This is a genomic window from Microcoleus vaginatus HSN003 (assembly GCF_022701255.1).
GTDB classification, from domain to species: Bacteria; Cyanobacteriota; Cyanobacteriia; order Cyanobacteriales; family Microcoleaceae; genus Microcoleus; species Microcoleus vaginatus_B.
Genome location: NZ_CP031705.1, coordinates 5,611,438 through 5,624,183, shown reverse-complemented (window position 1 = coordinate 5,624,183; position 12,746 = coordinate 5,611,438). Strand labels below are relative to the sequence as shown.

At 41.4% G+C, this 12,746-nt stretch carries 7 protein-coding genes and 4 pseudogenes; 7 read left to right on the top strand and 4 right to left on the bottom strand.

Annotated features, from left to right (window positions below):
- Nucleotides 1–77 precede the first annotated feature (77 nt).
- Nucleotides 78–374, bottom strand: a complete 297-nt coding sequence (locus D0A37_RS24270) for a hypothetical protein (protein WP_242718277.1) — start codon at nt 372–374, stop codon at nt 78–80.
- Nucleotides 375–609: 235 nt separating this feature from the next.
- On the opposite strand from D0A37_RS24270, the gene D0A37_RS24265 reads away from it, so the two are divergent.
- The 5 genes and pseudogenes from D0A37_RS24265 to D0A37_RS24245 all read left to right on the top strand — a co-directional run.
- Nucleotides 610–3,717: an NACHT domain-containing protein gene (locus tag D0A37_RS24265; RefSeq protein WP_242718275.1), complete on the top strand. Its 3,108-nt coding sequence runs from the start codon at nt 610–612 to the stop codon at nt 3,715–3,717.
- Nucleotides 3,718–3,732: 15 nt separating this feature from the next.
- Nucleotides 3,733–4,158, top strand: a complete 426-nt coding sequence (locus tag D0A37_RS24260; protein ID WP_445242559.1) for an NACHT C-terminal alpha/beta 1 domain-containing protein — start codon at nt 3,733–3,735, stop codon at nt 4,156–4,158.
- Between the two features lie 173 nt (nt 4,159–4,331).
- Nucleotides 4,332–5,507 (top strand): annotated as a pseudogene (locus tag D0A37_RS24255) (IS5 family transposase); the annotation flags it as partial.
- A gap of 96 nt (nt 5,508–5,603) precedes the next feature.
- Nucleotides 5,604–7,200: pseudogene (locus D0A37_RS24250) on the top strand (IS1182 family transposase).
- 47 nt (nt 7,201–7,247) lie between these two features.
- Nucleotides 7,248–7,574, top strand: a pseudogene (locus D0A37_RS24245) (transposase); the annotation flags it as partial.
- A 79-nt stretch (nt 7,575–7,653) separates the two neighbouring features.
- Here the strand turns inward: D0A37_RS24245 and D0A37_RS24240 are convergent.
- Both D0A37_RS24240 and D0A37_RS24235 read right to left on the bottom strand, forming a co-directional pair.
- Nucleotides 7,654–8,019, bottom strand: coding sequence for a hypothetical protein (locus D0A37_RS24240; RefSeq protein WP_242716792.1), 366 nt, complete (start codon nt 8,017–8,019; stop codon nt 7,654–7,656).
- A gap of 112 nt (nt 8,020–8,131) precedes the next feature.
- Nucleotides 8,132–8,797 carry a hypothetical protein gene (locus D0A37_RS24235; RefSeq protein ID WP_242716793.1) on the bottom strand — a complete coding sequence of 222 codons (666 nt, stop codon included), beginning with the start codon at nt 8,795–8,797 and terminating at the stop codon, nt 8,132–8,134.
- A gap of 330 nt (nt 8,798–9,127) precedes the next feature.
- Here D0A37_RS24235 and D0A37_RS24230 point away from each other — a divergent pair.
- Together D0A37_RS24230 and D0A37_RS24225 are read left to right on the top strand one after the other, a co-directional pair.
- A pseudogene (locus tag D0A37_RS24230) lies at nt 9,128–10,083 on the top strand (IS630 family transposase).
- Nucleotides 10,080–10,382, top strand: coding sequence for a DUF433 domain-containing protein (locus D0A37_RS24225; protein ID WP_242718271.1), 303 nt, complete (start codon nt 10,080–10,082; stop codon nt 10,380–10,382). Before D0A37_RS24230 ends, D0A37_RS24225 begins: the two are co-directional and overlap by 4 nt.
- Nucleotides 10,383–10,394: 12 nt before the next feature.
- Here the strand turns inward: D0A37_RS24225 and D0A37_RS24220 are convergent, their stop codons facing one another.
- Entirely contained in the window at nt 10,395–12,542 is a 2,148-nt protein-coding gene (locus tag D0A37_RS24220) for an intein-containing RctB family protein (protein WP_242718269.1), read from the bottom strand.
- Nucleotides 12,543–12,746: the final 204 nt, after the last annotated feature.

Below are 12,746 nucleotides of genomic sequence, written 5' to 3'. Positions count from 1 at the left end.
AGGGGGAGGTTGAGTTAAGCTCAATTTCCCCCTTTTGATGCTGTTTGTGCGATCGATCTTGCACCCTCGAAGCGATATCAATCGTCGGGATTTTGGGCGATGCGATCTTTTTTAATGCGATCGATCTCCTCAGCACTCTTTTGGGTGCGATGGGTTTTGACGATTAACTCTATAGCTTGAGTAATCATCGACGGGATAACATCGAGGACGGGTTTACCTGAAAGCACATCGAGATTTCCGTTGATGCCGATAATGATGGCTTGTGTGACAAATGCGATCTCTATAACTCGCCCCACAAACTTTTGACGATTGTCTTGATTTTTTTCGTTTTTTGTAATCCGGTTAAACATATTTTGTGTATCTCTGAAGGTCATGATTCAGTGATACTGAAGTGTAGAGGTTGAAATTAAGGCAGTTCAGTTCAGATATTAAGTTCCCTGTTCTGATATCTTGCTACGTTCGCCAGCAAGTCCGAAATATTTTTAGTCCACTTAAGTGGACTTTCGCTATTAGCCAGGGGTTTAAACCCCTGGCGGGCTTTCGGACTGGCGGGCGATCGGTGCGATCGGTTAATGTATTGATATCTACAATGGTATTGAGCTACTACCGATGAAGGAAACCCGCAAACGTGGTATTCGCGCAACGGAAGAAGGACGAAAAAAACTCACAACGGCCAAAGCTGCTAAACGCAACCATAACGACAAAGTTTGGACTTATTTGGACATCGCCACAGCAGCGGAAGTGAACGAAACAACCGTTAAGCGGTTTTTCCGGGGAGAAGCCGTAGATAGAGAGTCTGCAATTTCGATTTGCAAAGCTTTAGGTTTGGAAGTAACAGATATAGTCGATGCAAACGAGTTAAACCCACCTACATCGAAACTCACACCAACAGAAATCGACTGGCGCGAGATCTGCGACAAAGTTGTAGCCACTCAACAACTCCGCCGCCAAGCAACAGCACAACAATATGAATTAAATATTTACGTTCCCTTGGGATTAATGGAACGTCCCAAAACACCAAACCCCATACCAAACCCCACAGGCGAAGAGTCACGCCAGAAAGAACCAGAACTGCAAATCGTCCAAACTTATAAAGATGATGCTTTTTTCCAGAAAGTGATTGCCGAAAATCGCACCGAAAAAGGCAAGCATATCGCGATTATTGGCGAGCCCGGTGCGGGAAAAACTACGCTGTTAGGAGAATTGGCGGAACGGTTGCCGAAAAATTCCCCGGATTTTCCGATTTGTATTCGACTGGCAGATTTACGGGAAAGCACCATTGAAGATTATTTACTGGATAATTGGCTGAAAAAAGCGCTATATTTTATCGATGCTGATGCGGAAAATGTAACGCCAGAAATCAGAAAAGCTCTCAAACAACTGTTCTGTCAAGGTAAAGTGTGGTTGCTGCTTGATGCCGTGGATGAAATGGCGGCGGAATCCCCCGTGCAGGCGTTGGCGAAAATTCGGGAACAACTGACAGACTGGCTGGGTAAGGCGCGGGTGGTGCTAACTTGCCGTTTGAATGTTTGGGATGCGACGATTAGCAATACCCTGACGAATTTTGAGACTTATAAAACCTTGGAATTTGAACCCGATGATGTGGATAAGTTTATTCATCAGTGGTTTGAGCAAGCAAGTCAGGATGAGAAACGGCGCAATTCTGGTAATGAAAGTTTTTGGCAGAAACAGGGAAAACAGTTACAGCAACAGTTAAAAGCATCGGGAAAAGAGCGAATTCGGGAACTGGTACGCAATCCCCTGCGGTTGTCGATGTTGTGTCAGTCTTGGTGCGTAGCTGAACGGGATTTGCCGTCAACGAAGGCGGCACTTTACGAGCAGTTTACTACTTATTTTTTTGAGTGGAAACAAGAGGAATTTCAGAAAAAGCACCGAGTATTAAAGGAAACGGATAAAAAACAGATTCAACAAGCTTTGGCAAAGTTGGCTTTAGCGGCAATGGAAAGCGCCAATCGGTTTCGGATTGAGCAAGAATTTGCGATCGAGCAGATGGAGGAACAGTGGTTTGATTTAGCGGATGAATTGGGATGGTTGGTTTTAGTTGACAGGGATACCCGCACGAAAAAGCCTATTTACGCTTTCTTCCATCCCACGTTTCAGGAATATTTCGCCGCTTGTGCAATTGGGGATTGGCACTTTTTCTTAAATCACCAAATTCCCCCTGTTTCTTCTTGCAGTTACCTGATTTTTGAGAGGCAGTGGCGAGAGGTGATTTTGCTTTGGTTGGGGCGTAAAGATGAGTATGCTTCACCAGAACAAAGGAAGGAGTTTATTGACGCACTGCAGAACTTCCAAGATGATTGTCAAAACTTCTACCGCGGCAGGTCATACCTTCTCGCAGCAGTGGGAGTAGCAGAGTTTATAGATCATAGTGATGCTGCTAACATTGTGAAGGCAGTAGCTGAATTGGCGTGTTATGACTTTGATGATTTCATAGAAGATTCTATAGCAGAATCATCCAAAGAAGCATTACTGGAGACTGACAGAAATTTAGCAATAATTGCATTAATTTCGATTGTAAATGGCAGTAAGAGAGGCAAAAGCCTTAAGTGTGCAGTTCAAATTTTAAGTAAAATAGGTTGTAATAATGATGCTGTTATTACTGCGCTGACTGAGAGACTGTCTATCCTTAGAGATGAGGAGTTGCGTTGGCAATTTGCTGATTCATTAATTCAGGTTGATGCTAGTAACTTAACTGCTCTTAATACCCTTAGCAATTTATTAGAAGTTTGCCATAATGAACAAATTATTATTCAAGTTATCGATCTATTGGGAAAAATTACTTGTGATAATTTTGATGTGATTTATGTTTTAAAAAATTTTTTGCAACATGATTCATTAATGATTGCTTATTCTGCTGCTCAAAGTTTAAAAGAAATTAATCCCAGCGATTCAGATGCTATCTCTGTATTAAAGCAATTAGAACCCCCACCTTTTGATTTTGATGCAGAAGAGGCATTTCTTGCACATCAAGAAAGGTATGAAGATTTTTTAAGTCAGCATTTAAGTTCAGAACAAAAAGAAGTTATGTTAGGACGATCAAACAAAAATAAGCAAGAGATTGCAGAAGTATTAGTTAGTATTCTAAATACTTGTGAAACCTCTGAAAGCGAAAGAATCGAATATATACAATGGTTCAATACAGCAGAAGAAAGTAACGGTTTTCCTACCCACAGCTTACATATACTTGAATCAGAATTGGGAATGATTGAGAGTTTTGAGAAACTATTTTCTGATTCACCATTTTTTTTTGATGTAGCAATATATATAGTTCCCTCCAAAATTGACAATACAAAAAACAAATATATAATTTATATTGATGCCCTTAGTAAATTATTAAAATTTGAAATAAAGCACTTGAAATTGACATCTGTTATTATTGATTTACTTTGCCCTCAGTCTCAAAAATCAATCCTGTCAGATAACTCTTACTATCCTCTAAATGGAGCGCAAATACAGGAAATTGCTAAAAAACTCGTAACTTTAATTTCAATAGAAAATATAAAAAGGATTATAACAAGTTTAAAAAATTTAATAAATTCCCTTGAGAAAGGTTCTAGGGAATACAGCTACTACTATACGATTCTCTGGCACTACGCCCAAAAAATGCCCTACCCCGACTTCTATCAAGCTTGGCACCAAGCAACCCCTACCAACTCCGCAACAGCAAATCTCAACTTAGCAAACTTACCCTAAGTCCTTGCCGAAGCCATTAACGATCGACCCGATTTATGCAGCAAAGTAAAGCTAATTTGTATCGACATCAGCAAATTCATCGACCCGGATAACCCCGCCCAAGAAATTTACGATGAGATGCTAAATCAAAATTGTCCAGAGTGGCAAAATGGGTATCCCGATACAATGCAAAAACTCAAAATTTATTGGAATTCCCTGCGTCGCCAAAGCGAAATTCCCCTCATTTTCATCGGCTACGATTCCACCGCACTCTTAGCCACACCCACAGGATTTAGCGATTCATTTCTGAAAGCTTTCAGCAAATTCGATCGCGCGATTTGTGTGGTGTGCGAACAAGGAAATATTCCCTTGCCAACTTTTTCACCCAGCCAACCCGATTTAGTCGCTGCTGTTGTAGCCTGGATTCGGCGAAGTATACTAGAAAATAGACATCCTCTTTAAGAGCCGATCGACAAAGCAGGAACCATGACACTTACAAAGACCGAGTATAAATAGGGCTTGCTGGATAAGTGCAGAAAGGTTACACGGCTTGGTTATGCGATCGTCCGATCAAGGAAAGTGTGCAAGATAAACAGGTAAAATAGTACAAAAGCCTTGCATCACCCAGTGCGAGCGTGTACAGAAAAGCTGAGCTTGCCTCAAGTCCTCCATCCGAGTTTGAACTGCCCTTTGGAGGAAGGTTGTCATCAGACAACCGTTGGGTAAAAATGGCCGAACTAATTCCCTGGTCAGAGTTTGAAGCAGAATATGCCCAAAACTTCCCCACAGAAAAGGGCGCACCAGCCAAATCATTTCGGATGGCATTGGGAGCATTAATCATCAAAGAAAAACTGGGAATTAGCGCTCGCGAAACGGTAGAACAGATTCGCGAAAACCCCTATCTGCAATACTTTATCGGTCAATCAAGCTACAGTAATGAACTCGCATTTGACCCATCTCTATTAGTACACTTTCGGCAACGAATCAGTCCGAACCTCATCAATAAAGTCAACGAACGCATGGTCGAAAAAATGCGCTCTCTCACCCCAATCAAACCAGAAAAAAAAAAGGCTTCGGACGGCAAAAATGAGTCACCCAATCGCGGTAAGTTGATCGTAGATGCAACCTGTGCCCCAGCCGATATTAGTTATCCGACCGACTTAGGACTATTAAACGGAGCCAGAGTTCATACAGAAAAAATCCTAGACATTCTCTATAAACAAATCAAAGAAAAAACCCATAAAAAACCAAGAACCTACCGTAATCTCGCCCGAAAAGATTACTTAGCAGTAGCCAAACAAAGACGACCCACCCGAAACAAAAGAAGACAGGCAATTAAAAAACAACTTCAGTACATCAAAAGAAACCTAGCTCATATTGAACAGCTAATCGATTTAGGTGCGACCATAGAAGGTCTAAATAAAAAGCAATATAAAACTTTGCTAGTCCTCACAGAAGTCGCTCGCCAACAACAGTGGTTATTTGACAACGATAAACAGAGTATTGAGGATAGAATAGTAAGTTTAAGTCAACCCCATATTCGTCCTATAGTCAGAGGAAAAGCCGGGAAAAGCGTAGAGTTTGGAGCCAAACTGTCAGCCAGTTGTTTTGAAGGATATGTATTTTTAGACCGGATGAGCTGGGATAACTTTAACGAATCAGGGGACTTAAAAGCACAAGTAGAAGCTTATTATAGATTTACAGGATATTATCCAGAGTCAGTTCATGCAGATCGCATTTATCGTACAATATCAAACCGAGCGTGGTGCAAAGAAAGAGGAATTAGGCTCAGTGGGCCCCCTCTAGGGCGTCGGTACAGTATTAGACATTGACAAAACCGGGTAGATATGATAAGTGAAGTGAGGAGCCTGTTAAATTCTCACCATCAGGAAGAAAGAAAAAACCCTATGCGTCCTCCCTTATGGCATCCTCCAATTGAACTATCAGACCATGAAGAGTTGATTATCAAACGCATCAAAAGAGCCAAGCTATTCACGTTTCTTCGACTCAACCGTTCATTCATATTTAATGATGAGTTTCAAGACGAACTCGCTACAATTTTTAAAGACAGCACAGTGGGTCACAGCCCAGTTCCTCCTGCACAACTTGCCTTGGCAATTATTCTACAAGCATATTTGGGGATTTCTGATGATGAAGTAATTGAAGAAATGCTGATGGATCAACGTTGGCAGTTAGTTCTCGATTGTCTCAAGTGTGAAAGTCCCCCTTTCAGCAAAGCCACTTTGGTTAGATTCAGAAAGGGCTTAATTAAAAAAGAACTGGACCAACGTTTAATTGACCGCACCGTAGAGATTGCCAAACAAAAAGGTGGGTTTGGCTCATCTCAACTCAAAGCTGCCTTAGATTCCTCCCCTTTATGGGGAGCCGGGAAAGTCGAAGATACATATAATCTATTGGGTCATGCTTTGCGTAAAGCAGTGAGTGTGATAGCTGCTGGACAGGGGCGGGAGTCAGCAGAAATTGCCGATGAAGCCGGTGCGCCCATCCTCAATAGTTCTAGCTTAAAAACGGCATTAGATTTGAACTGGGATAATCCAATCGAGCGTCAAAAGGCACTCTCAATCATCCTAAACAGCTTAGATTCGGTAGAAGAATGGATGCAAGGTCAGTCTCATTGTCATGGGTTTGACCTCGCCCAAGAGACCCTCAATGTTGCCCGAGTCATTGAATCCCAAAATGTGACATTAGACTCTCAAGGAGTTCCTACTCTAAGCAAAGGGGTAGCAAAAGACCGTCGAATTTCTATTGAAGACCCAGATATGCGGCATGGACGGAAAAGCCAGTCTAAAAAAATAGATGGGTATAAACGCCACGTCCTTAAAGATTTAGATAGCGGTGTAGTTTGCGCGGTGGCATTGAAGGAGGGCAAATACTCCCGAATCTGCTGCTACACTTGACCTAGAACGTGACTTAAGACTCCAAAATATTCACCTAACTGAGTTACATATTGACCGGGCTTATTTATCTAGTCATTGGGTCATACAGCGGGATAAGCAATTAAAGATATTTTGCAAGGCGTGGCCGGTCAGAAATTCTGGCCGGTTTGATAAAAATTCCTTTTTCCTGGATTGGGATACGCATTTAATGAGTTGTCCCAATCAAGTAAGCATCCCATTTGAACCAGGAAAAGTTGTTCATTTTCCTCCGAGTGAATGTGCAATTTGTCCTCTGAGATCCGACTGCACAAACAGTAAAAGAGGACGTAGTGTATCAATTCATCCTGATGAAGCTTTAATGCAAGAGTTGCGAGCGCGTCAATCTACTGCCTCTGGTCGTCTCGACTTGAGAAGGCGTACTACAGTTGAACACTCTTTAGCCCATATTGGTCATTGGCAGGGAGACCGTGCCCGGTATCTTGGACAACGGAAAAATCTCTTCGATTTACGTCGAGTCGCTGTTGTCCATAACCTCCATGTCATTGCTCGAATATCTAAGGTTTTGCCAATTCAACCGGGCATAGAGTCGAACTCATTGGCCGGCTAGTTGCATACATCTCTTTTGTTGTCAACTCCTAATACTGTACCGATGCCCTAGGAAGACCCCCAGCAAATGTGAGTAAATCAAAAAAGAAGCAAGCGTTGGAAGATGAGAGAATTAGAAATGCAATTGAGGGCAAGTTTGGGCAAGGGAAACGAAGATTCGGTCTCAATCGAGTGATGGCAAAACTTGATAATACATCTGGTACAGTTATTGCAATTAGTTTTTTGGTAATGAACCTTGCTACCTGGTGGCGTCGGCTTTTTTGTGTGTTTTTATGTCTATTTGGAAAAAGAACACCTGTTTTTGGGTTGAAGATAATCCCCAATTATAGATGGGGGGACTCGATACAGAAAAAACTTATATTTAACTCTGCTTGAATATATCGATCGCTCCTGTTCTTAGTTTGCGATCGATTATTCAGCAAACCCTAAATATCTGGGGGGGTGACAAAGAGGCCTAGGAGATAGACCCCATCAGGGTTGCAGCCCGCATACCTTGTTGATAAAAGCGACGTTTATTTGGAGTTAACTTTATTAACTGTTCCACCACATCAGAATATTGTTCGAGATAATTAACCCACTTTTCTCCATCTAAGCCAACACCAAATGTACTCCGTCTTCGATATCTTTTTTTAGGTTCTTGACGCCGACATACATATTTTTCTACCTGCTTTTTCCGAAGAGATGTGCCTTCAAATATTGCCGAACTGTAGGCGAGTGTCATGAGCAGAATTATGTTAATAAGTCGATTTTCTTTTAAGCTAGTTCCTTCCAGATCGTAGCCTCCTGTTTTACAATCTCTAAACATTTCTTCAATGCCCATCCGTTGCTTGTAAGCATCGATAGCTGCCGATAATGAACCTAAATCTGTGAGAATAAACCATGCTTCATCAACCTTCCAGGCTCCATAGTTTCTTTTCCACTTACAAGCAACATCAAATCCAGTGGGACGCCCGTGTTTTCCTAACTCTTTTACCTTGAAAATATAAAGAGGTTCCTGCTACTATTCCTAATTCATCTAACCGCTGCCAAACTAAATGTTCTATTTCGATACAATGATTCCTCTTTATTCTTAAGCAAAAAGACACACCCTTTTCCTTCAGCCAGTTTCCTAAATCGACCGAACAAAATTCACGATCTCCTAAAACGATGACTTTATATTCTGAAAACAATGGTAAAACTTGCTGTAGATTTGTAGTTTGTTCCTCGAAGTTGCTGCTGCCCAATTTCGGCAACAATGACCAGTACAATGGAATTGCTCTTCGCTCCCAGATTAAGCTAACCATGAACAGATTAATACAGCCCCATTGACTGCGATCAATTGCGATTGATAAGCGAGTACCAACACGGCAATAAGTGGTCAACCAATAAGTAATTAATGGGAACCAAATTAATTCGATTGTTAAGTTCTGTAAATCTAAAAATCTTTGTAATTTACGTCGCCGACTTTCGGCTGTAATTAGACAGGGAAATACTCGGGAGAGCCGCTCTAATCTCACTTGTTTTTCTGATTGCATCAAGGATAGCAAAATTGTCATCACCAAAAACTGAGATGGCGTCAGGTGTTTTTGTAAATGAGTCTGGTAGAATCTTGGTATCATTATTTTTTTGGATAGGCAAGCGTGTAACAACTCTGCTGCCTATCTTTTTTTACCACAAGTTGGCTCAATCCTTACTAAATATGGGTTTGGGGCGGGTCGTCACCCCCCCAGCCCTAAATATATATAGCCTTTCTCAGAAAGATGAGGTATGATGTTACTGACACTCACTCGTGAGGGTCAAACAGAGAAGATAAGATCAAATGAACTATAATTACATGGTTGAGTAAAGCCACGCGAAAGCGATACCACACATAATAGCATTTTTTTGAAAGCACACGATGCTTGACTCACAACACGTTTACTTGTACCAAACTTCATACATTGTTAAAAATGAAAGCTTATTCGATTGATTTTAGGCAAAAAATCCTTGATACTTATCATACTGAACCCATTTCACAAAAAGCAATAGCTAAGCGTTTTTCTGTAGCCCTGAGTTTTGTACAAAAATTGCTTAAACAATATCGTGAAACAAAAAACATTACTCCGAGAACTGACCGATGTGGAGTCAAAGGCAAACTGAATGCGGAGCAACTACTCATCTTGGCGGAATTGATTGAAGGAAATAATGATGCAACTCTTGAAGAACTCCGTTATTTACTTTATGGGAGAATTGGATTTTCTGTTAGTAGAGCAACAATAGGAAGAATGATAAAACTCTTAGACATTACTGTCAAAAAAAACTCTCTTCCCTTCAGGGAAAGGGACAGAGCGAGTTCAAATCCTGCGATGTGAGTTCTGGAAAACAATTAAAGAGATTAGTTTGAAAGACTTAATATTCATTGACGAATCGGGAGTTAATTTGGCAATGGTTAGGTTATATGCTAGGTATGCAAAAAGGTGAAAGAGCCAAGGGGTCAAAACCAACTAAACGTGGCAAAAATGTCTCAATAATTGGAGCAAGGTCAGTCAATGAGATTTTGACATCGGTTAATCTAATAGGCGGAACTGATGCAATTACATTTGAAGCTTTTATTATCAGAAAACTTGTGCCAAAACTCTGGAAAGGTGCTTGTGTAGTGATGGATAATTGTCCCATTCACTTGGGAGAAGAAGTGAAAAAAGCGATCGAAAAAACAGGGACAAAATTAATATACTTATCACCTTATTCACCAGATTTTTCACCAATTGAAAATCTGTGGTCAAAACTTAAAATCATTCTCCGTTCTATCAAGACTACTAATTATCAAGAATTAGGAAAAGCCATAGATTTTGCGTTCGGACAAGTTACATCGTCAAATATTTTTAACTGGTTTACACACTGCTGTTATTGTACCTCATCTTTTTGAGAAAGGCTATAGAACTCAACGAAGACAATGTTCCCATCATAGCCGGAACTACGATGAAAGTCGTTGAATTACTCGAAGCTCAGATAGCTTATGGTTGGAGTCCAGCAGAATTACACCTCAATCATCGCTACTTAACTATGAGCCAAATTCTTTCTGCCTTAGCTTATTATTGGGATCGCAAACAAGAACTCGATGCACAAATCAAGCGACGAGAAGAGTATGTTAAACAGGCAGAAATTGAAGCTGGCGAATCTCCTTTTGCTGCTAGACTACGTGATCAAGGGCTATTGCCTTTGTAGCTTCCCTTACATTCAACCCTTGACACAAACCACCTGCTTCAAAGTCGCCACAACTTCCACCAAATCCGACTGCTGAGTCATCACCTCATCAATCGACTTGTAAGCCCCCGGAATTTCATCTAAAAATTGCTCATCTTTGCGGCACTCAACCCCCTCAGTCTGCCGCACAAAATCATCGAGAGTGAATACATTCTTCGCTTGAGTGCGAGACATCAAGCGCCCCGCACCGTGAGCACAGGAACAGTAACTTTCAACATTACCTTTACCCTTAACAATGAAAGACTTCGCCCCCATCGAACCCGGAATAATCCCGTAATCCTCTACATCCGCGCGCACGGCACCCTTGCGAGTCACATACACATCTTCCCCAAAATGCACCTCTTTTTCCGCGTAATTGTGGTGGCAATTCACCTCTAATAACGGCTTAACAGATTTGCCGCCCGCCACGTGCTTTTCCACAATTCGCTTAAACCGATTCATCATCACATCGCGATTAAAACGAGCATAATCTTGCGCCCACTGCAAATCGTGCCAGTAAGCTGCAAACTCCCGCGTACCCGCTACAAAATAAGCCAAATCTTTGTCAGCCAGATTAATTTCTGCCAGTTTAGCTAAATCCTTAGCAGTCTCGATGTGCTGCTGTGCGAGCAAATTTCCAATGCCGCGAGAACCGGAATGCAGCATCAGCCAAACAAAGTTTTCAGTATCAACGCAAACCTCAATAAAATGATTGCCGCCGCCGAGGGAACCCATTTGTTTTAAGGCTTTATTGTTTTGATGCTGCACACCTTGATGAAGTTCCTTAAATTCACCCCATTTTTGCCAGTTAGTGACAGTTTTTTCTACTTCCTTATTTTCCGCCAATCCCACAGGAATCGCCGCTTCGATATCGAGTCGAATTTGTTTGAGTTTGCCTTCTAATTTGTTGGCAGTGAAAGGCATTTTCACAGCCATCATACCGCAGTTATGGACAAATACTCCCGCAGTTAACGCAAAGTTGCCGTATTCGGGAACTGTTAGGCAATAGACATCTTCCTTTTCAACTAAAGGAATAACAGCAACTACTTTGTGGTTGTAGCCGTGCTGATTTTTCCGATGATTGTGAAGCCCGATAGGAGTTTTAATTTGATCTCCACAAGTCTCACAAGGGTATAGCCGATTAGCAATTTCTTTACTCTTGGCTTTACCCTTTTCACTCTGATTGTAATTAATTAGATACTGCTTTCCTCGTTCGCCATTCCCTGCAACTGACTCTCTGAAGTGTTCGGGATTGTTCTCCATATACTTGAGGATATTTTTCGTTCCGCGTTCTGCATAATATCTGTGTCCGTCTGAGGTTTGAGCTTTATTAGCTAGGGCTTGCTTTCTTTTCTGTTCAAATTCCAGGGATTGCCAATAGGTGTTTCTATCAACCAATGAGCGGTGATAGGCAGAGTGGTCATTATGACCCATGAATTTTAAATTTTCTGGTCTATTATCGGCGGTATCAAAGTTTTTGTGATGAATCACAGTTCTCTGATTGGGGAAAGATGGTATGTCTCCTAACAAACCACAACGAGCAATCATCCAATGAGCTTTCTGCGATCGACCTGAATAGTTTTGCTGTACTAAGGTATACCCATCCTTATCTAGTTTGGAATAAAAGGGCATCAATGAGGTTCCAGTTGTCAAATCCCGCGCTTCTTGGTATTCACCATTCCGCAACATGAATTGATGATCGGGAGTGCATTTGATTTCTTCTCCATTATCCAGTACCACTTTAACCAGTTCGGCATTGTTTCTAGTTAATTTGGCTGTAGCCTTAGCAGCAACAATTCGGCCTGTTTTTGTACAGGAGTAGATAAAAAATTCTTTTTGACTCATAGCCAATTCCCCGATCGCATAAGATTTGCCATCAACTAGAGGAATTTGTGTATCATCCGTAAAGCAACCAATATCAACTCCGACAGCAGCGGGAATAATTGCTTCTTTTGTGGCAATTACTGAACCGACTAAAGCACCTTTTCCTAAATGTACATCGGGCATTAGGGCGACGTGTTTGAATACAAAAGGCAAAGATGCTACATTGGCGGTCATCTTGGTTTCTTTTTCGCCCAGGGCGTGATGTGCCCAAGATAGCACGGGTTTTGGGGCTGATATGTCTAATTTTTCGTAGGGCATTTTTGTTTAAGTTGGTTTTGCCAGTTTGTTATGTATTATTATTGTAACATAAATAATTTCGGATGTCAAACACACTAATTCTCGTAGGGTGCGTCAGTCGGGAATTTCTTTTGGGAGTCATAGAATGTTTACTGACGCACCTTACCCACTAATTCTTGCGGCGTCAACTTTACATCAAATGCAGTAGCGGTATTGTGGGTAAAT